19 protein-coding genes are annotated in these 23,391 nt (G+C 64.4%); 6 read left to right on the top strand and 13 right to left on the bottom strand.

The genetic code is table 11. The annotated features are described in order from the left end of the window. Nucleotides 1-176: 176 nt before the first annotated feature. Nucleotides 177-974 (bottom strand): DODA-type extradiol aromatic ring-opening family dioxygenase, encoded by a 798-nt coding sequence (locus SO139_RS39830; RefSeq protein ID WP_449383898.1) that lies wholly within the window; start codon nt 972-974, stop codon nt 177-179. 166 nt (nt 975-1,140) lie between these two features. On the opposite strand from SO139_RS39830, the gene SO139_RS39835 reads away from it, so the two are divergent. After that, entirely contained in the window at nt 1,141-1,320 is a 180-nt protein-coding gene (locus SO139_RS39835) for a hypothetical protein (protein WP_449383897.1), read from the top strand. Between the two features lie 9 nt (nt 1,321-1,329). On the opposite strand, the gene SO139_RS39840 is transcribed toward SO139_RS39835, so the two are convergent. Then, nucleotides 1,330-2,841, bottom strand: a complete 1,512-nt coding sequence (locus SO139_RS39840) for a carboxylesterase/lipase family protein (RefSeq protein ID WP_449383896.1) — start codon at nt 2,839-2,841, stop codon at nt 1,330-1,332. A 267-nt stretch (nt 2,842-3,108) separates the two neighbouring features. On the opposite strand from SO139_RS39840, the gene SO139_RS39845 reads away from it, so the two are divergent. After that, complete coding sequence (locus SO139_RS39845) at nt 3,109-4,344, top strand: LON peptidase substrate-binding domain-containing protein (RefSeq protein WP_449383895.1); 1,236 nt, start codon at nt 3,109-3,111, stop codon at nt 4,342-4,344. Nucleotides 4,345-4,445: 101 nt separating this feature from the next. Here SO139_RS39845 and SO139_RS39850 read toward each other — a convergent pair whose 3' ends face one another. Further along, the gene (locus tag SO139_RS39850) at nt 4,446-4,661 is read right to left on the bottom strand and encodes a hypothetical protein (RefSeq protein ID WP_449383894.1); all 216 of its coding nucleotides are present in this window, start codon (nt 4,659-4,661) and stop codon (nt 4,446-4,448) included. A gap of 223 nt (nt 4,662-4,884) precedes the next feature. Here SO139_RS39850 and SO139_RS39855 point away from each other — a divergent pair, with 223 nt between their 5' ends. The 3 genes from SO139_RS39855 to SO139_RS39865 all read left to right on the top strand — a co-directional run bounded on the left by SO139_RS39855 (nt 4,885) and on the right by SO139_RS39865 (nt 8,493). Then, nucleotides 4,885-7,572: a flavin-containing monooxygenase gene (locus SO139_RS39855; RefSeq protein WP_474803414.1), complete on the top strand. Its 2,688-nt coding sequence runs from the start codon at nt 4,885-4,887 to the stop codon at nt 7,570-7,572. Between the two features lie 203 nt (nt 7,573-7,775). Continuing rightward, nucleotides 7,776-8,039 (top strand): hypothetical protein, encoded by a 264-nt coding sequence (locus SO139_RS39860; protein WP_449383892.1) that lies wholly within the window; start codon nt 7,776-7,778, stop codon nt 8,037-8,039. Nucleotides 8,040-8,124: 85 nt separating this feature from the next. After that, on the top strand, nt 8,125-8,493 hold the full coding sequence (locus SO139_RS39865) for a hypothetical protein (RefSeq protein ID WP_449383891.1): 369 nt from the start codon (nt 8,125-8,127) through the stop codon (nt 8,491-8,493). Nucleotides 8,494-8,882: 389 nt separating this feature from the next. Here the strand turns inward: SO139_RS39865 and SO139_RS39870 are convergent, their stop codons facing one another. The 10 genes from SO139_RS39870 to SO139_RS39915 form a co-directional block, all read right to left on the bottom strand. Beyond that, the gene (locus SO139_RS39870) at nt 8,883-9,032 is read right to left on the bottom strand and encodes a hypothetical protein (protein ID WP_474803419.1); all 150 of its coding nucleotides are present in this window, start codon (nt 9,030-9,032) and stop codon (nt 8,883-8,885) included. Nucleotides 9,033-9,151: 119 nt separating this feature from the next. Continuing rightward, on the bottom strand, nt 9,152-9,700 hold the full coding sequence (locus SO139_RS39875; RefSeq protein ID WP_449383889.1) for a septal ring lytic transglycosylase RlpA family protein: 549 nt from the start codon (nt 9,698-9,700) through the stop codon (nt 9,152-9,154). Nucleotides 9,701-10,057: 357 nt separating this feature from the next. Then, complete coding sequence (locus tag SO139_RS39880) at nt 10,058-11,314, bottom strand: DUF1501 domain-containing protein (RefSeq protein WP_449383888.1); 1,257 nt, start codon at nt 11,312-11,314, stop codon at nt 10,058-10,060. Between the two features lie 2 nt (nt 11,315-11,316). Then, complete coding sequence (locus tag SO139_RS39885; protein WP_498541757.1) at nt 11,317-12,783, bottom strand: DUF1800 domain-containing protein; 1,467 nt, start codon at nt 12,781-12,783, stop codon at nt 11,317-11,319. Nucleotides 12,784-12,878: 95 nt separating this feature from the next. Next, the gene (locus tag SO139_RS39890; RefSeq protein WP_449383886.1) at nt 12,879-13,208 is read right to left on the bottom strand and encodes a serine hydrolase domain-containing protein; all 330 of its coding nucleotides are present in this window, start codon (nt 13,206-13,208) and stop codon (nt 12,879-12,881) included. 216 nt (nt 13,209-13,424) lie between these two features. Further along, complete coding sequence (locus tag SO139_RS39895; protein WP_449383885.1) at nt 13,425-15,944, bottom strand: M56 family metallopeptidase; 2,520 nt, start codon at nt 15,942-15,944, stop codon at nt 13,425-13,427. Beyond that, nucleotides 15,941-16,333 (bottom strand): BlaI/MecI/CopY family transcriptional regulator, encoded by a 393-nt coding sequence (locus SO139_RS39900; protein ID WP_027524466.1) that lies wholly within the window; start codon nt 16,331-16,333, stop codon nt 15,941-15,943. Before SO139_RS39900 ends, SO139_RS39895 begins: the two co-directional genes overlap by 4 nt. Nucleotides 16,334-16,470: 137 nt before the next feature. Then, on the bottom strand, nt 16,471-18,120 hold the full coding sequence (locus tag SO139_RS39905) for an NAD-dependent malic enzyme (protein WP_449383884.1): 1,650 nt from the start codon (nt 18,118-18,120) through the stop codon (nt 16,471-16,473). 176 nt (nt 18,121-18,296) lie between these two features. After that, nucleotides 18,297-19,295, bottom strand: a complete 999-nt coding sequence (locus SO139_RS39910) for a tripartite tricarboxylate transporter substrate-binding protein (RefSeq protein WP_449383899.1) — start codon at nt 19,293-19,295, stop codon at nt 18,297-18,299. A 97-nt stretch (nt 19,296-19,392) separates the two neighbouring features. Further along, nucleotides 19,393-21,726, bottom strand: coding sequence for a mechanosensitive ion channel domain-containing protein (locus SO139_RS39915; RefSeq protein WP_449383883.1), 2,334 nt, complete (start codon nt 21,724-21,726; stop codon nt 19,393-19,395). Nucleotides 21,727-22,376: 650 nt separating this feature from the next. Between SO139_RS39915 and SO139_RS39920 the strand changes: the two genes are divergently transcribed. After that, nucleotides 22,377-23,267 carry an MBL fold metallo-hydrolase gene (locus SO139_RS39920; RefSeq protein ID WP_449383882.1) on the top strand — a complete coding sequence of 297 codons (891 nt, stop codon included), beginning with the start codon at nt 22,377-22,379 and terminating at the stop codon, nt 23,265-23,267. The last annotated feature ends 124 nt before the right edge of the window (nt 23,268-23,391 follow it).

The raw sequence follows: 23,391 nt of genomic DNA on the forward strand, positions 1-23,391 counted from the left end.
TGAATCTCCTTCAATATGCGATTCTCACCCAGCTTGGTCCGTGGATTTCTGACTCAGTAAGACTAAAGCGCGATGAGGTTAGGATGAATCGTCATCGCGCTTTAGGTCGTTGTTTGCGCATGATCTTTTCGGAAAACCGCTTCACACTTTTCCGGATCATGCTTTAGGCACCTCGCCTAGCCGCCGAACTCGTACGATGCCATCGCGACGCTTGCGACCTCGTCAATGAACAGACGGTGTCCCGTATCGCCATCCGCGGCACCGGCCGCGACCATCAGCGGCAGCAGGTGGTCCTCGCGCGGATGGGCAAGGCGCGCGCCCGGCGCGTCCTGCCAGGCGGTCAGCATGGCGTTGCGCCGCGCAGCGTCCGGCTGGCCGATCGCCTCGTTCAGATAGGCCTCGAACTCGTACGACACCGGCTTCGATTCCGCGCGTCCGAAGCCGCGCATGTTGTGATAGGTCAGACCGCTGCCGATGATCAGGACACCCTCATCGCGCAGCGCAGTCAGCGCCTGCCCCACCTTGATATGCTCGGCCGGATCGTAGGTCGACTTCAGCGATAGCAGCACGATCGGCATATCGGCGTTCGGATACATCAGCCCGAGCGGCACGAAGGTGCCGTGATCAAAGCCCTGATTGGCGTCCTCGCGGCAATCGACGCCGGCACGATCCAAAAGCTCCTTCACCCGCGCGGCCAGGGCCGGCTCGCCCGGTGCGGGATATTTGAGGAGATAGGTATGCTCGGGGAAACCGTAGTAGTCGTAGACCATCGGAGGGTTTGCCGAGGTCGAGACCGTGAATTGGTCCGCCTCCCAATGACCGGTGATGACGAGCACCGCCTTTGGCCGCGACGGCAGCCGCTGGGGTAGCCGGCCAAACTCTTGCGCGGTCTTTGCATATTGCACCCGCCTGTCGTCCATGAATGGCCAGGGTCCACCGCCATGCGACAGGAAGAAGGTCGGAAATCGCGTCATCGATGTCGGCTCATCTTTCTTGCAACAAGCGCGAGGCGTAGCCCTACGCGCTTTTCGGCGGCGAGCATAGGGAAACGCGCATGGTTAGCAAGTCGTTAACGATTTGCCTTCCAAAATCGGCGGCCGGTCGAAGTACTCGACCGGTTGGGTTTTTTCGGGAAGCAAGATGGCAAAGTTTGCGCTGGGGGATGTCGTCAACAGTGAGAAGGGTCGCCGCGGGGTCGTCCGCGCCGTCTACAAGTCGAGGGAAGGCCGGCAGTGCTACGCCGTCGAGAAGGACGGCGCGATGGACTTCATCGAGGAAGAGCGGCTGACGGCGGCGCCCCGCGTCGAGCTTGCAGCGTAGTCTCCTCGCTCACCCCTTTGGGCTCCGCCGTTCGAGATGATCGAGGGGAGCCGACAGCGGATCGTCTCGGCTTGCTATTCCGTCATTGGAGATCTGCAGCAAGCGCTCGCCTTGCGAGCTTGCGTCCCAACGCGGCAGGCCCGGTCCGTTGGGATCGCCGGTCCTCGCGAAATTGGTCCAGTAGCCGCGCAACTGACCCGCAAGCTCGCGGTCGGCGCGCGTGAACGGGCTCGCGCCTGGCACGCCCTGGGCGCCGAACACGAACTGCAATTCCCGTCCGTGGCCGCCATCGCCGTTCGCACGCTGGGCTTCGCCCGAATAGGAGAAGCGATAGCGGTAGGTCGGCGCGCCGGTCGCCGCGTGCAGACGCGCGAGAAACCGCGCGGGCTCGGTGAAGACCCGATCCGTATAGAGCCGGGCGGCAAGCTCCGCAGGCTCGCCGGAAATGCCGGGATAGAGCGCCTTCAATCGATCGGCGGATTCACCGGCGAGGCGGAGCTCCTCCTTCAGGTCGGGCTCGCCGGCAAAACTCGTCTCGTCCTCGTTTGAGCCGATGATCAGCGGGATGCGGCTTTCGTGCGCGGCACCGAAGCCGCTCGCGATGTCTTCCGTCACGAGCCGCCCGTCCAGCACCGGTCCGAAGCTGCGCTCGGATTTGGCGAACAGCAGGGTTTCGGCCGCGAGCAGCATTCTCGTATCCGACGCACGCGGATCAGACGTACTCCCGTCGCGCGCGACCAGCCCGAACACGCGTTGCCCGACGGCATCAGCCTCTTGCAGCGACGTCACGCCTTGGCGCGCCGGCAGCGACTGCAAGATCGCCTTGTGAAACAACCCGCGCGCTTCCCGGCAGAGCATCAGAAGGGCAATCGAGGTCGCGCCGGAGCCCGAACCGAACAACGTGACATTGTTGGGATCGCCGCCGAACGCGGCGGCATTGTCATGAACCCAGCGCAGCGCCGCGATCTGGTCCATCATGCCGTAATTGGCGCTTGCGCCGTCGGGCGCATTGACGGCGAGCGCTGGATGCGCAAGCCAGCCGAACACGCCGAGACGATAGTTCACCGTCACGACGATGGTGCCATCCTGCGCAAGCTTCGCGCCATCGAGCAAGGGATCGTTCGCCGTGCCCGTGACAAAGCCGCCATCATGGAAGAAAACCATCACCGGCAGCGGTCCATCGACGCCGAAGGGCCGGAAGACGTTCAGCGTCAGACAATCCTCGCTCGCATGCAGCATCGCAGGCTGCAGGCACGCCGGACCAAAATCGTAGGCGGTCCGCATCTCCGAGCTCTCGGGAAGCGCCTCTGGCGCGCGCCATCGGAGCAGCCCGAGTGGCGCGGCCGCATACGCCAGTCCCTTGAAAGAGGCAACCTCGCCTTCGACAGCGCCGAGCATCTGGCCTTCATGCGTCAAGGCAAACGGGTATTGCCCGGCCTGCTGGGCCGAGGCCAAGCCGACCTGTCCCAGGACCACTGAAGAGACCATCGAAGCCGTAGCGAGCGCCAGCAAGGACCGCATCGGCGAAATCTCAATGCACAGTAAGTGCGTCCAATGCTTTTACGTCCGCCTGACACGGCGAGGCAAGCCTCACCCAGGCGTCGGTGCGATTGACAGCGAGCGCGCTTTGGGTCACTTTTTCGTCCGGTTGATACGGCCTGCCGGTTGCACCCTCCTGGGGACGGTGAACGTATCGAAGCCTGTTTCGGCCTCCCTTTGCCCGAGCGACCGGGTCAGCAACGCAACCACCTGACACGCCTGGTTCGCTCACTGCAAAGGACGACACCGATGCGCGATTTTCGCGATGCCAAGGCTATGGCGCAGACCCTGCGCGACTCCCTCCAGATCAAGGCCATCAGCATAAGTCACAGCGAGAGCCTGGAGCTGGTCTCCAGGATGTTCGGCGTCGCCGACTGGAACACCATGTCGGCGGCGCTCCAGGCCGATCGACGCGACGGCAAGACGCCGCCGGCAAGGCCGCAGGCAACGGGACCTCAAACCGGAATCGCAAGCTACCCCGCCGTTCCACTGCGCGACCTGGTCCCCTTCCCGACCGCGACCTATCCCTTGTTCGTCGGACGCCCAAAGACCATGCAGGCGCTCGACCATGCGTTCGAACGCCAGCGCGAGGTGGTGCTGGCGATCCAGAAGGATTCAGGCACCGACGAGCCTGGAGACGGCGATGTCCATGGGATCGGCGTTCTCGCCCAGTTGCTCGAGCTTGAATCGCTGCCTGACGGGACGCTGAAGGTGCTGACGCAGGTCAATCGCCGCGTCTTGATCCACCGCTTCGTCACCGCGAGCGGCGCATTCGAGGCGGAGGTTGCCGCCCTCGGCGAGGGACCGATCCCCGACGCACCCGAACTGATCCTCCGCGCGGTCAAGCGCTTCGAGCGCTATGCGGCGGCGCGTGACATCCGCATTCCCGGGGTTTGGCCCGTGCTCGAACAGACCCGCGATCCCGGTCGCGTTGCCGACATCATCGCAACGCGCCTGCGATTGCCGATGGGCGACAAACAGAACCTGCTGGCAACGCTCGATCCCGTGGCACGGCTGAAGCAGGTCGATGCGTTCATGGACTTTGGACGCCCACTATCACCGGCGCTCCAGGCAACGAAGCTCCGCGCGCTCGGCTATGCCACGGAAAGGCGCCATCAATACGCCACGCTGGAGCATCTTCTGCTCGCACTGCTCGACGATGCCGACGCCTCCGCCGTGATGCGGGACTGCAACGCAGACCTCGACGCCATGAGGGCGAGCCTCAAGGCCTATGTCGATCGCGGGCTCAACAATATTGTCGCCCAGGATGGCAGGGAGGCCAAACCCACCGCCGCATTCGAACGTGCAGAACAGCGCGCGGAAATCCATACGCATGAGCTGGGACGCGCCGCGGTGACCGGGGCGAATATGCTGATCGGCATATTTCCGGAGACGCGGAGCCCTGCGGCGCAACTACTCGCCGAACATGGGATCCTGCGCGCCCGTGCAGTCGAGGTCATCGCTCGCAACGCAAGCAAGACCTGACGGGCCGTCTGGCGTCGTAACGTTCGGAACGTTCGTACTCGCAAGACCGCCACAGCCGGACCTGGCGCTCGGGTCCGGGCTGCCTCGTCCACGGCTGGCCGTTATCCTTGGCTATCCTTGCCAGTCAACTCAGCGAGCGCGCGGCGCGCGACGATACCAAGTTCTCCGAGTGTCGAATGCCCGGCTTCTGCGGCCTTGATCAAGCGCTCGGCAATGAACCTGCGGCTGTCGTGGTCGCCGCCATGCGGCAATTGACGGCAGGTTTCCTCCAGCACCACGTCCATGTTCGCCCTGGTTCGCTCGCTCAGCTTCTTCATGGCGTTTGTTAGTCAGAGCCTCGGCACGGAAATCAGCATACTCGGAACAACAGCGTGATTGCCTCGAAAAATCAAGCGCTCACCGCGGTTGCTGCGGCGCGGCGTATGCCGCAAGCCGCAGTGCATCGCGCCTTCGCTACCCAAGATTGAATTTGCGCTGATGACAAACCAGCACTGCGGCGATAGCCTGTCGACAAAGCAAAATGCTCGGGAGGATAATCGCATGGCTGAGGCAATGGTTGCAGCACGTGCTTCGGAGGCCACCGGGAAAGCCCAACACGTGGACGTTGCCGTGGTCGGCGCAGGTTTTGCCGGTCTCTATCTTCTCCACCAGCTACGCAAGGCGGGTCTGACGACCGTCGCGCTGGAAGAGGCCGACGACGTCGGAGGCACCTGGTATTGGAATCGCTATCCCGGCGCACGTTGCGACATCCAGACCATCGACTACAGCTACACGTTCGATCCGGATCTTGAGACCGCCTGGACCTGGTCGGAGAAATACGCAGCCCAGCCCGAAATCTTGCGCTATCTCGGCTTTGTGGCCGATCGTTACGACCTCCGGCGCGACATCCGGTTCAAGACCAAGGTCACTGAAGCGCGATGGGACGAGGCAGCTGGGCGCTGGCAGCTCACGACCAGCAGCGGCCCGGCTGTATCCTGCCGCCACTACGTCATGGCGACGGGCTGTCTCTCCGCGCCAAAGCCGCCTGAAATCGACGGCGTCAAGGATTTCAAGGGCGAAATCTATTTCACCGGGCGCTGGCCGCATGACGGTGTCAATCTCTCCGGCAAGCGCGTCGCCGTGGTCGGCACGGGCTCCTCGGGCATCCAGCTGATTCCGCTGGTCGCCGAGCAGGCGGCACAGCTCACAATCTTCCAGCGCACGCCGGGCTTTGCGCTGCCCGCCCACAACGGCCCAGCACCGGCAGACCGCCTCGGCTTGCTGCAAGGCGACCGTGCCGCCTATCGCGAGCAGGCGCGCTGGTCGATGACGGGCGTGCCTTATCCGCAACAGACGTCGGTGAGCTGGCAGCTCAGCGATCCCGAGCGCCGCGCGCGGTTCGAAGAGGCGTGGGGCAAGGGCGATCTCGTTTACATCCTCACGCAACTCTGGGCCGACCAGGGTGTCGACGTCGAGGGCAACACGCTGATCGGCGACTTCATCCGCGAGAAGATCCGCGACATCGTGAAGGATCCGGAAACCGCCGCGGCCCTGATGCCGCACGACCATCCGTTCGGCGCCAAGCGCCCCTGTCTCGATACCAATTATTATGCGACCTATAACCGGCCCAACGTGACGCTGGTGAATCTGCGGCAGGAGCCGATCAAGGCGATCAACGCTGCCGGCATCACGACCGACAAGCGCAGCTTCGACGTGGATGTCATCGTGTTCGCGACCGGCTTCGATGCCATGACCGGCGCGATCCGGGCCGTGCATCCGATCACCGGCCGCGGCGGCAAATCGCTGTCCGACGTCTGGGCGGACGGGCCGCAGAGCTATCTCGGCCTGACGGTCGCGGGCTTCCCCAACTTCTTCATGATCACGGGACCGGGCAGTCCGTCGGTGCTGTCGAACATGGCGGTGTCGATCGAGCAGCATGTCGATTGGGTGGTCGAGCGCCTGGCCGCACTTCGCGACGCCGGCTTCACCACCATCGAGGCAACCGAGAGAGCGCAGGCCGGATGGGGTCGGCACATGGCCGACTGCTCGATGCTGACGCTGCATCGGCTCGCCAATACCTGGTACACGGGCGCCAATGTCCCCGGCAAGGTGCAGGGCCTGATGCCCTATACCGGCGGTGTCGGCCCCTATCGCAGCATCTGCGACGAGATCGTCGCTCGCGGCATGCTCGGCTTCAGTCTCACCGGTCCGAATGTCGCCGCGCAATGCAATGACGGCGAGATCGTGCGCCTGCAGCCGGACGTGCGCATCGTGCTCGGCATGCTGGCGCAGCTGAACCTGCCGCCGATCGAATCGATGGGCGCGCTGGGTGCGCGCGCCTTCGTCAACGAGTTCAACCAGGCCCGCCCCGCAGGGCGGCCGGTCGGCGAGGTCGTCGACGGCACGCTCGATGGCGCTGACGGCGCGCTGCGCTATCGCCTCTATCGGCCAGCGACTCCCGGGCCGCACCCGATCGTGGTCTATTTCCACGGCGGCGGCTGGGTGCTCGGCGACGAGCAGTCCGACGATCCGTTCTGCCGCGACATGTGCCAACGCACTGGCATGATGTTTGTCAGCGTCGGCTACCGGCACGCACCGGAGCACCGCTTCCCGGCGGCAGCCGAGGACGGCTATGCGGCGACGCGCTGGGTCGCGGCGCATGCGGCCGAACTCGGAGGCACGCCGGGCCCGGTGATCGTCGCGGGCTGGAGCGCCGGCGGCAATGTCGCCGCCGTCACCTGCCAGCTCGCGCGCGATCGTGGAGGCCCGCAGATCTCCGGCCAGCTCCTGGTGTGCCCGGTCACCGACTGCACATTCGACCGTCCGTCCTATGAGGAGAATGCGGTCGGCTACTTCCTCACACGCTCGCTGATGTACTGGTTCTGGGACATCTACTGCTCGCCCGCCGAGCGCACCGATCCGCGCGTCTCGCCGCTGCGTGGCAAGGTCGCCGGCCTGCCGCCGGCGTTCGTGGTGACCTGCGAGTTCGATCCTTTGCGCGACGAAGGCATCGCCTATGCGGACGCGCTCGCAGCCGCAGGCGTTCCGGTCGAGCAGTTGCAGGCGCGCGGCCATTTCCATTCGTCCTTCACGATGGTCGACGTGGTGGTCACGGGCGTCCGTGGACGGGTGCAGATGGCGGACGCCTTGCGCCGCTTTGCCGGCCTTCCGCCGGAAACACGGCGTGGCGATGACGCGAGCTTCGGTCACGCCTCGCCCGCGCACAAGATCGCGGCTGCCGCGAGCTGACTGCCGGCGTCGCGGCTGTGGTCGCGTGATCTGTGGGCTGGACTGGTCCGCAGATGCGGTCAAAAATGGTTTCGTCGACGGGGAACGAATCCCAGGCGCGTGCGTTGCGAGCTTGTGGCATTGAGATGCAGCGATAGGTGTGGGCCCCGGCACGCGACCATGTGTGCTGGGGTTCTTTTTGCGTGAGCGCGTAGCAGGGGCAGATGTCTTCCGAGTCCAAGATGAACTTCGGCGCAACCGCGCGCTTGCGCAAATGGCCCTCGCTCGGAAACCAGCGGCGCGAGGACCGGGAGACCTACCTCGTGCTCGAAGACACGCTGGACCGATGCATCACGGCCTTCATGGACAAGCCGCTGGCAACCAGGCACCTCTATGAAATCCATACGTCGCCACAACCGCCGCTGGTGACGAGGATTCTGTCGCCCGAGCACATCGCCGAGCTGTCCCGGTTGCGGGAATTTCTCTGACGCCGCGCGACGACGAATGACATCCCGAGGAACATTCCTCGGCTCTTTCCCGTTGATGATGCGAACCAAGGCGTGAGTGCCCACGATGCTCGAAGCCGTCCCATTATCCCTCGATGTGCCCTATGGCGCAGATCAAACGCTGTTCGTCGTGATCGACCGGATCAGCGGCACCAGGGAAATCCGCATCGAGCGCACGGATCTCGACCAGACGATCGGCGAGTTCATCGCCGGCTGCTTCAGCGACCCCGTGCGGGTGATTTCGTTCAACACGCTCGAGCACTGGGTCAAGGACATCTCTGCCGACGTCGCCATCGAAATCCAGTCCCGCTGCGACATCGACGGCACCGACCTGCCCGACCATCTCCGGGATTTCGTCGAGAGCAACATCTGCGCGAGCGCCTCTACGCCGCATGGTATGGATGCCGCACTCCGGGCGCGGATTGCGGCACGCTAGAGCATGATCCGGAAAAGTGTGAAGCGGCTTTCCCTCGCGACAACGCGCAACGCGTTTGCGCCGAGATCATGCTCAAGCAACAACCCAAAGCGCGAGGACGATTGATCCCAATCTCATCGCCTTTAGGTCGGCCACCAATCGTTCAGCACACAGACAAAAAAAGCGCCGCATCGCGGCGCCTTTTCATCGGCACGCTCAGTGGTGCCAGAACAACGCTAACAGCAGGATGATCGGCAAGGGAACGCCGAGCAGCCAAAGCAAAGCACCTCTTCCAAATCCCATGGCTTCTCTCCTCCTCATCACGGACATGACGCGGGGCGCAAAGAGAAGTTCCAAGCCGTCTGGCGTGGCTGCATGCCGAGAAAGCATGGCGTCCGGAATGATCAGGCCTATCGGCGCCTGCCGGCCATCGCTTCGATCTCGCGGCGACGGTCGCCGGCGAAGGACAACAATTTCTCGACCGTGAGCGTATCCGTGATCCGTTTCGCCAGCCGCTCGGCGCGCGCAGCCTGGTCCTCAAGATGCTGGATCGTGTTCACGCGCCCTCCCCGGCCGTCGAAATTTGTCTAGTCCGCCATGTTGCTTCAGCGAAACTAACAGCCGGTTAAGCGCGGTATGCGGCTGCGACGTCGCAGAGCCGGACCCTGCGACACGGCGGTTACTGCACCACGTCGAGCTTCACATTGGCGACGCCCTTGTTGACCATCCCGAGCGCCTCGGCGGCCGAATAGGAGACGTCGACGACGCGGCCGCGGACATAGGGTCCGCGGTCATTGACGCGGACCGTCACCGAGCGTCCGGTGGAGACATTGGTCACGCGCAGGCGCGTGCCGAACGGCAGCGAAGGATGGGCGGCGGTGAGTTCGTGCTTGTCGAACTTCTCGCCGCTCGCGGTCTCCTGGTCATCCGAGTAGAAGCTTGCGACGCCCTGCGAGGCCGTGCGCGCCGCGACCGCGCGGGTTGGCGCGTGATGCCGCGGCCGGGCGTAGACGCCCGCGAGCCTGCGGGTCTCGTGACGGTGCTCGGTCATGGCCTGCCGGCTTGCAGTTGCGAATTCGGCTTTCTGCCGCGCCACCGGGGATTGCGCACAGGCCGCGAGGGATGCGGCACCGATAACGGCGAGGACAAGTCGAGCAGCCTGCCCGCGCGGGGAACCTTGGCTTGCGCCGTTCTGGTGAACGGTTCTGGCACATTCGAAGCGAGACATGATTACGCCCCTCCGATCGGCCTCTACTCCGTCGGTCAATGGAGGCAGAACCTTGTCGGAAAAAAAGCCGGGCTGCGGCTGGGTGCAGTTTCACCCAGGCTGTTGCGATTACACCACAGTTCGTCGCACGTCTCGAATCAAGACACAGCCCGTCCGATCGGCGCATCAACCGTGAGATTCTCGCCAGAATACGGCGTGCGCTTCACGCGCCGCGCTCTCCGTGAGAAGTCGCGCGAGCTCGCGCCAATAAAGGTTCCGCCATCGCCGTTGCAGGCTGGCCAGAAACGCGATCTCCCGCTCGGTCAGGAAGCACATGGCGACTCCAATCGCAATTCCGCGCACCTCGCGCGTCTCGCCTCATCCGCTACCAACAAGTCCACTCATCGGCGTGACATCGGCGCTGTCGGGGAACACGATGCTGGCAAGCACGGTGCTCTCGACACGCAGATGATCCTGCAGCAGCCCCTTCAGCACGGCGCGCAGATCCGTCGTCGGCTTCAGGTCGCGATCCTCGAACAATTGTGCCGGCTTCAATCCCGGCCAGTCCGCGATCACGCGGCCGCCTTTGAGCGCTCCGCCGGTGAGGAATGCGACCGTGCCGGTGCCATGGTCCGTTCCCTCCGTGCCGTTGATCCGCGCGGTGCGCCCGAACTCGGTGACGACGGCGACGACGGTATCGTGCCAGGCCTCGCCCATGTTGGTCTCGATCGAAGCGAGCGCACCGTCGAGCGCACCGAGCAGGTTGAAGAGCTGCCCCGAAGCAGCGCCCTCTGCGATATGCGTATCCCATCCGACAAAACCCATGGCGCCAACGCGCGGGCCGTCGTGCTTTGCGAGATAGCGCGCGGCGGTGCCGGCAGCTTCCGCAAAATACGCGCGCACGCGTGCAATCCCAGGCGGCATCAGTGTCGGATCCTCCGACATCGGATCGCCCATCCCCGCGGTGCCGCCGAGCGAAGCGAGCTTCATGCGCGCCTGAAGCACGGCGGCAAGCTTCGGATCGGTGTGCTGATAGAGATCGAGCAGGCGGTTCTGCGTGTCCTCGCTCGCCGACAGAAGCTTTTGCGGCACCCACGACATGACGGGTGCCGAGCCGCGCACCACCAGCGGCGTCACCGCACCGACGCCGAGCGCCCGGCTGCCGCGCGGATCGACGCGACCGCCCGATTCCAGCGCGACCAGCGCGCGATTGAGCCAGCCGGAGCCGATCGCGCCGGGCTTTGCGATTCCGCTCTCGAGCACGTCCTGGCCGTCGAAATGCGAACGCTCGCGATAGGGCGTCGCCGTGGCGTGCACGATCAGCGCCTGCTGGCTCTTGTACAGCCGATGCAGATTGGGCATCGCCGGATTGAGCGCGAAGAAGGAATCCAGCGGCAGCGCCGGCGTCTTGCCGTCGAGCACCAGGGCGCGATCGCCGCGCAGGGAGATCCAGTCGGGATCGCCGACCGGCGCGACTGCGCCAAGGCCGTCGAGTGCGCCCCTCAGGATGATGACAAGCAGGCGCGGATCGCGCCCTTCCGCGCGCGCCAGCTTCGGCATCTGGCTCCACGCGAACAGCGCGCCCGAGCCGATCAGCAGCTCACGCCGTGTCGGCAGGTGATTGGCGAAGCTCATGCTCACCTCCTCTGGAAGTCTGCCGACATGAACAGCAGCGCGAGCGCCTGCTGCCGGCTTTCGGCGCGATTGACCGCCTGTTTGACCTCTGGCGACACCTGCGATGCGTAAACGGTCTCGATGATCTCCTGCGGGTCGGCCTGGCCAGCCATCCGCTCGGCGAAATTGTTGGCGACGTCGAGGCGCCGGCCCACGCCATCGATCCAGCTCGCCTCGTCGTCCGGATAGCCCTTCGGCGCCGGCGGCCGCCACAGCGCCTCCCCGAGCAGTTCCTGTCCGCCCGTGAAACGCGTCGGATCGGCCTGCGTGATGCCGGTCGCGCGCACCATGCCGACCACCCATTCGCCGGGACGCTTGAGCTTGGACGGCGGCTCGCTCCACGCCTCGGACGAAGACACCATCGTCTTCGCGATCTCCTTGAGGTCGCCGTCGGTCTCGCGAAACGTCTTCGCCATCTGCTCGACCAGCGATGGTGGCGGCGTCTCGGCAACGAAGTGGCACGCGAGCTTGGTCGCGACGTGCATCGCCGTCGCAGGATGAGCCGCAAGGTCGCGGAGCACGGCGCGTCCCTGCTCGACGCCATCCTGGTCGTAGAGCTTGCCGAGCACCGTTTGCCCGCCGGGCTCATGGAGCCGCGGGTTGAAGGTAAACTCTCCGCCTCGCTCGGGATCGTTGCCGGGCGGAATCAGGGTCCAGCCCGTCAGAACGTTGGCGAAGCTGATGACATCGTCCTGCGTATATCCGCTGCGCACACCGAGCGTATGCAGCTCCATGATCTCGCGCGCAAAATTCTCGTTCAGGCCGCGGCTGCGGTTGATGCCCGCGATCGAGTTCGCGCCCATCGAGCCGAGATTGTCGAGATAGAACAGCATGGCCGGATGGCCCTCGGCGGCCTGCAGGAGATCGTTGAAGCGGCCGAGCACGTGCGGACGAATGGCCTCGCGCTCATAGGCACCCGACATGCTCTGGATCTTGTTTGCGGAGATGCAGAAGTGGTTGGACCAGAACCACACCAAACGCTCGGCAAAGCCGATTTCCGCGGCCAGGGCCGCCTCCGTGCGTACCTTGGCTTCCTCAAGATAGATCGGCCGTCCCGGATCGGGAACGGCGTCGGCGGCCTTCTTGGCCGCCATCCCGGCAGCTTCCGCGCCCTGACCCTGAGTCTGTCCTTGCTTCTGTCCCTGACTCGCGTCCTGGTCCTCGGCCATGACGGGAGCCGCGGCCATCTGCTGCTTCTTGGCTTCCTGCTTGGCCCGCGCCGCACGCTTGGCATTGGCGTCCGCGACCGTGCGATAGGCCTTGGCGCTAGAGGGAAGGCTGGCTGCGGCTGCAAGCAACAGCGGCCGGTCGAGCTCGGCGATCAGCGCTGCGCGTGGGTCGGCCTCGATCGCGGCAATCGACCCCGGTCGCGACCCCATGCCGAAGCGATGGAGCGCCAGCACGGCCTCAGCCTTTGCAGAATTGCTCATGGCGGGTGCCCGATATGTCAGCCAACCGAACCATCACGCTAGGCCAGCATCGCTGACCATGACGCTCTGTAGTGCTACAGATCGTAGCATTTACATCAAACGACTGCAAGCTCCGATTGAGCGGTCCGCGACGCGCGCTCATTAACCTCGCCGGCCAACTCGGGAAAGAAACTGAAGATGGGCTCATTGATGCCGCCGATGATCCCGCGATCGATCGCGATCCCGACGGCGAGCGACGCGACACTCTTTGAAACCGATTTCACGTTGTGCAGTGTATCGGCATCGAAGGTGACGTTTCCCACCTGGCGACCGTTGATTTCGTCGGCGCCCTTGAAGTACCGCACCAACTTGTCACCGCGTGCGACCAGAATGCCGTGCACATTGGCAGTGCCCGGAGCCGCGAGCCGATCGACAATCCTGCGCATGCGGCGCGGTCGATAAGCTTATCCTCGTTGACGGCAACGATGGGCCAGCCGTCGTCTCGCGCCGCCGGAATACCGGAGTCGTCGGGCGGGTCCGGATATACCGGCAACGTGGTGAGCGGCACCAGCGCAGCTCCACCGAGAAGTGAAACAAACTGGCGCCGTCTCATTTGATGCTCTCATTCACGCCTTTTGCGGTAGCTCAGCTCGCTTGGGTTGCTAGAAATTCGGCCCCAGCGCAATCTTCGTGATGGTGCCGTTCTTGACCCCGATTCGCCATTCCGCCGAGCCGTTGGCGAACTGCGCGATGTAGATGTCGCTGTCGAGTGCGGTGACGCCGCGGAACGACATCGCGCGCAGCGCACCGAGCCGCGTCAGGATCGCCTGATCGAACGGAAGCTGCTGACGCGTCTGCTCGGCGACCTCCGTGGTCATGTGGTCGTAGTCCGGACGGCCCTTGCTGACGCTCTCGATGTACTGCCGCAGCATCTCCTCGCCGTTGGCGATCGGCATGTTCCGCCGCGCGACGCGCCCGAGCCGCGCGCCGGGATGCGGCGCGTCGACGTTGTAGAAACGCGTCTGCCGTCCCGGCAGCAGTATCTCGCGACATTGTCCCGAGCGCTCGGCGATCACCCAGGGATTGTTGACCGTGGTGAGGAAGGATGACGTCATGCTATTGCCGATGGTTGCCTGCACGCGCCGATTGCCGTCCGCATCGAGGTTGAAGACCTGAATGTCGTCACCGGTGTCGTTGTAGAACATGATCCTGATCGGAGAGGTGCCGGCCTGGCCGCGAACGGCGACTTGTTCCGAACAGGCGACGATGCCGCCGAGCTCGTCGTTGCCGTCCGGACGGAAGGTCACGTCACCGGCCTTACCGTCCGGGTCGATCAGCAGGCGAAACTCGGCCGTGCCATTCTCGAACTTCGCACCATAGATGTCATAGCCGCCGGGGCCGACGCCGCGGAAGAATATCGATTGCACCGCGCCGAGCGCCAGGAACGTCGCGTGCAATTCGCCGACCTGCCGATGGATCTTGGCCGCCAGCGGCGCGCTCATGGAGTCGTAGTTCGGCGTGCCGCGGCGTATGTCGTCGATTCCGCGAAGGATCATCTCCTTGCTTCCCGGCGCCGGGACCTGGTCCCTGAACCGCTCTGGAACTTCCGCGATCCGCCGCAGGAAGTCGGCCTCAATGCTGCCTGCCATGGCCTCATCGATACGTCCGGCCAGGCGCGGGCCTGAGGCCGCGCTGTGCAGGAGGACCCGCGCAACCCGGGCCTGATCGTCGCGCAGGAAGATCACGAGATCGTCGCCCCGGATCGAGAAGGCGTCGGCACCTTCGGCCATCAGGGCAAAGGCGGGCCGGCCGGTTTCGTGCACCAGCAGGCGATCGCCATCGCGCTTGACGGTCAACACCCGGTTGAAGGCGACCTTGTACCAGCCGACATACTGGTCGAGCGAGGCTGCATCGGCGGTCGAAGCAGGCATCTCGGCGACGCGCGAGGTGCGGACCTCGCGACCGTTCACCCGCATCATCAGCTCGGAAGACCGGCGCTCCGCGTCGACCGGGAACGTGATGCTGCCGAACGAGGCAACGTAGGATGCCATGCCATCCTGCACCGTCAAGCGCTGCTTGCGCTGCCCGGTCCACTGCCCGAACAACTCATCGCCGTCGCGGAAGATGGCGAACACCGACGACGGGCCAAGCGCGTAGAAATTGACGAACGCGCGGTAGTGCTGGGCGTTGCTGGTCTCACCGGCATCCTCCACGGCCGGGCTCGCCTCCGGCGTGCGATAGGCGATCATGCCGGTCGACACGATGACGGCGGGCACGATCATGGCCGCGATCCAGACACGCTTGCGCCAGCCGACTGCTGCAGGCATCGCCGCGGCCGCAATGATGCGCTCGACGCGGGCGCGCACCGTCGATGCCCGCGCCATCGCGAGCTCCATCGGACGCGGCTTCACCGAGGTTGCGACGTCGAGCAGGATCTCCGCGTAGGACAGCCTGTCGTCGATCGCCTCGATCGCCTGGACGTCGCTGATGATCTCGGCCAGCTCCGCCAGATGCGCAAGCTGCCACCACGAGAATGGGCTGAACCAGAACACGGCGCGGTTGAGTGACGCGAGCAGCAGGACGTAGAAGTCGCGATTGGCGACATGCGCGCCCTCGTGGGCGAGCACGGCGAGCCGCTTCCGCGCATCCCAGTCAAGAAACTGCGGCGGCACGAGAATGGTCGATCCGAAGGTGACGGGACCGCCGACATCGCGGCTGATGCGCACCTCGGCTTTGACTACCCGGGGGCCGCCCATCGGCTTTGCAGCCCGCGCCAGACGAAAGGTCAAGAAGAGGCCGACGAGGAGCCGCAGCAGCAGGAAGCCGGCGACGCCCGCATAGGTCATCGTCGCGATGGCCCACCAGTTGATCGGCGCCGCGCTTTTCGCCGGCGGCGCCAGGGCTGCGCCGTGCTCGGCGGACAGCAAGGCTGGCAAGGACTCGGCCATCGGCGCTTCAACCGGCCAGACATCGTCCGGCGCTGCCACCGGCAAAGGCAGGCGGGTGATGGTGAGCGTCGGCCAATGCATCACGAACGGCATCGCGAGCGAGGCCAGCAGCACGACGACCCACGCCGTCATCTGCACGTGCGGATTGCGCACGCGAAAGAGATAAAGACCAAACCAGACGACGCCTCCCAGTACAAAGGAGCGCAGCGCCGCCTCTGCCAGAGTTGCGATCATTCTTTCTTCACTCCCCTCACCTTTTTCGCCTTGGCCACCTGGTCAGCCAGCGTGCGCAACTGTTGCTGATCGAGCATCGCATTATCGACCATGCCGACCAGCACCTCCTCGATCGAGCCATTGCAGAACCAGTCGACGATGCGCTGGACCGCCTTGGCGGCGACGCGCGCGCGGGGCTCGACCGCCTGGTAGACGTAGGTGCGTCCGTCCACAGTGTGCCGCGCGTAACCTTTTTCTTCCAGCCGGCGCAGGACGGTGCGGACGGTCGATTCCTTGAGACGACGCGGCAGCCGTTCACGCACGACCTCGGCTGTCACCGGCCCATGAGCCCAAACCAATTGCATGACCTCGCGCTCGAGGTCGCCCAGTTCGGGCAAACGATCGTCCATGGTGTGTGACCTTGTCGCTGGAAGTTTCTTGTAACGCTACAGATCGTCGCATATACGGCCGCGCCGCGCAACGGCGTTTCCACCTCAGATGGTGCCGTGGTGCTGACCGATCCGCCCGCCCGGGGCGGGCGAAGCCCTCAGTAATGCGGCTCGTACATCTGCGACCGGACGAGGCCCACCACGTCATTGGGCGCCGACCCTTCGGCAAGGCCACGCTGATAGGCCACCTGCGCTACGGCGGCCGCGATCCGGGCGGAGACCTCGCGGATGCGCGGCAGCGCCGGATAGAGGCTGCCCTGGTCCAGATCGTCCTTGCCGACACAGTCGGCGAGCGAATGGGCGGCGGCCATGAACATCTCGTCGGTCACGAGGCGCGAAGCGGTTGCGATCACGCCGAGGCCGACGCCCGGGAAGATGTAGGAGTTGTTGCCCTGGCGCGGGACGAAGGTCCTGCCGTTAAACGTCACCGGGTCATAGGGACTGCCGCAGGCGAACAGCGCGCGGCCTTCGGTGTAGCGATAGGCATCCTCGGCCGAGCACTCCGCCTTCGAGGTCGGATTGGAGAGCGCGAACACGATCGGATGCGCGTTGAGCTTCGCCATCGCCTTGAGCACGTCCGGCGTGAACGCGCCGCCAACCGCCGCCACGCCGATGATCGCGGTCGGTTTCAGCGTTTCGATCGCGGCGGGGAAGTCGGCGATCTGCCCGTGGTCGTGGGCGTAGCGCAGCTTGTGACCGGACAGGCCGGCCCGTCCCTTGACGACGAGGCCGCGGGAATCCACCAGCCAGTTGCGGCTGAGCGCTTCGGCTTCGGAGGCCCCCTCCGCCATCATCGCCGAGACCACGAGATCCGCGATGCCGGTCGCCGCTTCGCCTGCACCCAGGAACAGTATGCGTTGATCCCTGAGTTTGCCGCCGCTGACGCGCAGTGCCGAGAACAGGCCGGCAAGCGCCACCGCTGCCGTGCCCTGGATGTCGTCGTTGAAGACGCAAGCCTCGTCCCGGTACTTGTGCAGAAGCTTAAACGCGGAGTGGTTGGCAAAATCCTCGAACTGGATCAGCACGCCTGGAAACGCCTTGCGCGCGGCCTGCATGAACTCGTCGACGAAACTGTCATAGGCTTCGCCGGTCAGGCGCCTTTCGCGCAAGCCGAGATAATAGGGATCGCGCAACAGCTCCTCATTGTTGGTGCCGACGTCGAGCACGATCGGCAGGCACTGCTCCGGATGCACCCCGGCACAGGCCGAATAGAGCGAGAGCTTGCCGACCGGGATGCCCATGCCGTTGGCACCGAGATCGCCGAGACCGAGAATCCGTTCGCCATCGGTCACCACGATCAACTTGGCGGGATAAGGCCAGTTCTTCAAAATCTCGGCGATCTGGCCGCGGTCACGCGAGGAGATGAACATGCCGCGCGGACGCTGGAAGATGAGGCCGTATTTCTGGCAGGCGAGCCCGACCGTCGGGGTGTAGATCAGCGGCTGGATTTCGTCGATATTGTCGCAGACGACACGAAAGAACAGCGCCTCGTTGCGATCATGCAACGCGTTCAGCGCAACATATTTCTCGAGATCGCTCGGCAGACTGCGCAAGTTGATCAGGACACGCTCCGCCTGGTCCTGCATCGTCAGCACGCACGCCGGCAACAGGCCGCGCAAGCCGAGTGCGGCCCGCTCCTGCTCGGTGAAGGCGGTGCCCTTGTTGAGCAAGGGATCGCGCAGCAGCGTCATGCCACGCGGCGAGTTTGAAGGCGTTGAGTCGGCGCCGACCCGATCAGGTCTATTCACGAATTCCCCCGAGAGTTTCTTATGTGCGAACGAACATTGTCGGCCACCCCTTGATTGAGATCAAGGACGTTGCAGGTCAAGACCCGATTGTGATCTCGCACCGCAGCGACCCGGGAGTGACGAAGAATGATGCAGATGGCTGCTGCGTAGCGCCGGCCGCAAGGTCGATGCTGCGCCTATTCGGCCTTGATGTCGGCGATCTTCACGATGCGCCACCACTTGTCGATCTCGGCTCGCTGGAACGCCGCGAGTGCAGCCGGAGTCTGCTGCTCGCGCGGCGGGATCTCCTGACCGAGCTCGGCAAAGCGCTGACGGACCGTGGGATCAGCGAGCGCGGCGACGATGGCCGCGTTGAGCCGCTGGACGATGTCCCTGGATGTGTTCCTCGGCGCCCATAATCCGTGCCAGTAGGAAATGTAGAGGCCAGGCAGGCCTGCTTCGTCGACCGTCGGAACATCAGGCGCGGAGGCAAGTCGCGTCGGCGAGGTCACGGCAAACGCCTTGATCGTGCCGTTCTTGATCTGCGGCAGCGAATTCGACGCCTGATCGAACATCAGGTCGATCTGCCCGGCCACGAGGTCAGTCATGGCCGGCCCCGCACCACGATAGGGCACGAACTGAAATTCAGTACCGGTCCTGGTCTTGAAGAACACGCCGGCGACATGCGCGCCGGAGCCGGCGCCGGCCGTCCCGGCCGACGCCTTGTTCGGATTGTCCTTCAGCCAGGCGATCAGCTCGTTGAGATTTCCAGCCTCCAGGGTCTTCCTGCCGACGATGAGCTGCGGGCCGCTGGCAATTAGCGCGATCGGTTCGAAATCGGCAAGCACATCGTAAGCGAGCTTGTAGACGGCGCCGTTCAGCACCTGCGTGCCCCAATGCCCGATGGTGATCGTGGTGCCGTCGGGGGTTGCCCGCGCCACGCGCGCGCCCGCGATGCTGCCGGATGCACCGACCACGTTCTCGACCACGATGGTTGTGTGAAGATCGGCCGCCATCCGCTCGGTGAGAATCCGCGCCAGCGTGTCGGTCGGCCCGCCCGCGGCAAACGGCACCACCAGCGTGATGGGCCGCGACGGGAATGACTGGGTCATCCCTGGTGCGGCGGACGCAACAAGTCCGATCAGCGTGCAAATCGCAGTGACGAAGCCGCGCAATCCAGCCGACAATCCACCCATCATTCCCCCAGCCTCCCGCTTCCGCCCGCCGTTAACCGGCGGGCACGTTTGTGGGCAGAAGTGAACGACGTCGCCGTTCAGGAGGCAAGGACGAAGATCAGCCGGTCGCGCGTCGCAAGGTCAGGTTCGAGGCCGTGTCGGCCGGCGCGGCGATCTGCATCAGGATAGTCTGGGCGGAGGAAGCAATCTCGATTCCGTTTTCCTGGAAGCGCAGCTTCATGCGGCGATTGAACTCGCGTTGAACCGGCCAACGGCCGCTGTCGGTGCAGCGGATCTGGCCAACGATCGACACCATCGAACCATCCACCTTGTCGATGCCCCAGAGCTCGAGATCGCCGCGGATCGCGGCGCGGAATTCGGGCTCCCGACGCATGTCATCGACGATGTCCTTGAGGATTTGTCCGGCGCGATCGGTATCCTCCTTGTAGGCGACATTGACACTGACGGACGCATTGCCCGCGCCACGGCTTGAATTGGTGATGGTGGTCACCGCGCTGAACGGAACGATGTGCAGCGATCCGTCGCCGGCGCGCAGGCGAATGGTGCGGATCGAGACGTTTTCGACCACGCCCGTCAGGCCGGAGACGCTGACGGTGTCGCCGACCTGGACCGTATTCTCGAGGAGGAGAAACAGGCCGGTGATGAGATCCTGCACCAGCTTTTGCGAGCCGAAGCCGATGGCGATGCCGACGATGCCGGCCCCCGCCAGGAGCGGCGCGACATTGACGCCGATCTCGCTCAGCGCAGTGAGACCGACGACGGTCGCAATCAGGCACAGCAACACCGTCCGCAGCATCGGTTGAAACGTGCGCAGGCGCGCCGCGCGGGCATAGTGGCCCTCGCGCGACAAGGCGTTGATCTGTCGGTCCAGCAGCGCGTTGCTGGCCTCCCATATCGCGGCCGCGATTGCGGCGGCAACGCCGATGGTCGCGACCGCAGACAGGAGCCTGCTGCCGATCTGACCGCCATAGAACCAGACGATCGCATCCACGCCCCAGACCTCCAGCACGGCCACGAAACCGATAAAGGCGATGACGCCAGAGACGATCTTGCGCAGCAGGGGCAGATAGCGGTTGGCGCGGATCTCGAGGCCGGGAAAGCGCTGGAGGATCTCCGGATTGATGCGGAAGCCGCGATCGATCAGGCTCAGCGTCACCATGATGGCGACGCGCGTGATCAGCGCCACCACGACGGTGCCGACGAAATACTGGAGCAGCAGCGAATAGCCGTTGCGGATGTTGAGCGCCCAGACGGCCCACAGGGCCAGATCGAGTGCAATCGCAAGATAGTGCCAAATGCTGGCAACGCGATTACGTACCCTTGCCGCAAGACCCTGCCGGCCGGCCGGCGCGCGAATGGCCTCGGCGACCTGGCGACGGCACTGCAGGATGATGACCACGATGAAGAGATGCACGATCAGCATGACCATGCGCAGCAAGGCCGCATAGCCGGCCCGATGCAGGCCGAGCAGCAGCGCCACATTGGCAAAGGCGATGCCGGAAACGCCGACACCGACGATGCGCCGCGCCCAGATCTCGATATAGGCCGCGGTCTCGGCGCGAACCGGAAAGAGCCCGAAAGGCCCCGCGAGCGCCCGGACCAGACAGATCAGTCCGCGCGAGAAGGCATAGGCATTGACGACGGCGAGAATAACGAGGCGGACGGTTGCCGGTTCGCCGATCTCGGTTCCCAGCAACGTCGTGGCGATGCCGACAAAGACGAACACCGGGAGCAATTCGATCACGAGGCGGCCGAGCACGAAGGGCAGACGGAGCAAGAGTTGCCAGGCGCGGGCCAGACTGGCGCGGCGGCGATGCAGCTCAGGCTCTGCGGCAACGGACAATGGCGGCTCGATGATGGGGAGCGCCTGCGCGGGCACGTGCGGAGCCTGCGGCACGCGCGCCTCCAGGAATGCGACCGGACGCCTGATCAGGCGGAAAATCAGCCACTCGGCGCAGAAGGCGCAACCAAACACCAGCGCCAGCTTCCACGCGATCTCGATCAGCAGATTGTAGGCGGCGGGATCATTGGCCGTCCGCACGATCCAATAGTAGAACGCCGGAAAATGCGTGAGCGTCCGCGCCATGTCGGCGACCTGACGCGAGATCTCGCCGATCTCTTCCGAGACCGTCAGCAGGAGCTGCGCGCCGAGGCCGTCGGCTGACAGCGAAGCAGGAGACTTCTGCTCGGGCGCGGCAGTCGTAGCCTGCGGCTGATCCGACGCACTGGCGATTGCGCGCAGCGTATCGATCATCCGGGCACGCTTCTGATCGTCCTGCAGCGTGTCCAGCGCGCGCCGGGCCTGCTCTGGGGAGAGCGTTGCAGCATTGCCGGTCGCAGGCACCGCCGGTTCGGCGCGCGCACCAGAAAGAGTTGAGATCGCGAGGAAGACACAGGCGACGAGAAGCGCCGAAGACAGCCTTTGCGACACGATGAGTCCCCAGAAATAGCTAAGGCGGTGTCAGAACCGGCACCGCCTTTGTGTACGAGTCATGTCGGATCATCGCTATTCGCCCCGGTCCTGTGTCGGAAGTTTGCCGTCGCGGCGACTTTCTCTTGGCATTTGCCGCGGCACATGACACACGCCGTCGCCGCGCACACAACCGAGTCGCGGTCTTCACGGCAATCACCGCTCGCCACAATCGTGCCGAAGCTCCACGACAGAGAGCCGGCTCACGATCGATTAATAGAAACAGGGATGCTCAAAAACACAGCGCCGGGAAGGTAAGGGGCCATGCCTCACTGATGCAGCCCACTTCACCTTGACCCGGCGTGCCGTTCGCGGATTTCGCCGCTATGCGATAGTCCGAACGAGCTCCATCGCACTTAACGCGGCTGGATTTGCGGAGGTGGTGTCATAGACCTCCCCTTGCTCATGACATGGACGTTACGCGTCGCGCTGGGCGACCATCGGCATGCTCCTCCCGTGACATAAAACTGTCAAGCGGGAACGATGGCGCAGTCGGACAAATGTGAAGCGATGGCGCGCGTTCCACGATCGGAATAAACCGGTTCCACCGGCGTTTGTATCGACGAGTGCTCTTCCTCCTGCGCCAATATTCCGAGCCGGAAAAATCACACATGAAAATCGTCCATCGCCTCGCCGTCATTGCCGCGACGTTCGCCGCAATTGGCTCCGCATACGCGCAGAACTCGCCGCAAACCTTGACCCGGAAGGTCGAGGGCACTGAAAACGTCTACATCTTCCGCTACAGCGGACACCAATCGATGTTCGTCGTGACCCCGCAGGGCGTGATCGCCACCGATCCGATCTCGTATGAGCGTCCCGCAAAGCCCTATATCGACGCCATCAAGGCCGTCACCGACAAGCCGATCAAATACGTCATCTACAGCCATCATCACTACGACCACGCCGCCGGCGGCCAGGCCTTCAAGGACCTCGGCGCCACCTTCATCGCGCACCGCCGGCTGAAGGAGCGCTGGCTCGACTTGAAGAAGCAGAACGCGCTGCTTGCTGATGTCGTGATGCCGGACCAGGTCGTCGACGACAAGAAGACCATCACGCTCGGCGGCACCACGCTGGAGCTGGTCTATGTCGGCCGCAACCATTCGGACAATTCGCTGGTGATGCGTCTGCCGAAGGAGAAGCTGGTCTTTGTCGTCGACTTCGCGCCGATCGAGTCCATCCAGTTTCGCAACATCCCCGACAACGCCTCGCCGCTGGAATATATCGCCTCGTTGAAAAAGCTCGCATCGCTGGACTGGGAGCGGATGATCCCTGGCCACCCCAATGCCGGCGGACGCCTGGGCACCAAGAAGGACATTCAGGACGACATCGCGTACATGGAAGATCTCTCCGCCGAGGTGAAGAAGGCCGCCGACGCCGGCAAATGCTTCGACACCGCGATGAAGGAGGTCAAGCTGCCGAAATACGAGAAGTGGGCGAACTACGAGAACGGCCTTGCCGCCAACGTCGAGCGCTTCTGCTACTGGTGGGGACGCGGGTATTGACGCAACTCGCCACCCGAGGAGAGCCGTCATCACCCGCGAAGGCGAATGCGGGCAATCCAGATGCTATGGGGTAAGCGGCGACTGGGGTAAGCGGCGGTGAGGGTGTGGACACCCCTCGAACGCC

It is taken from the genome of Bradyrhizobium sp. UFLA05-89 (assembly GCF_059803475.1).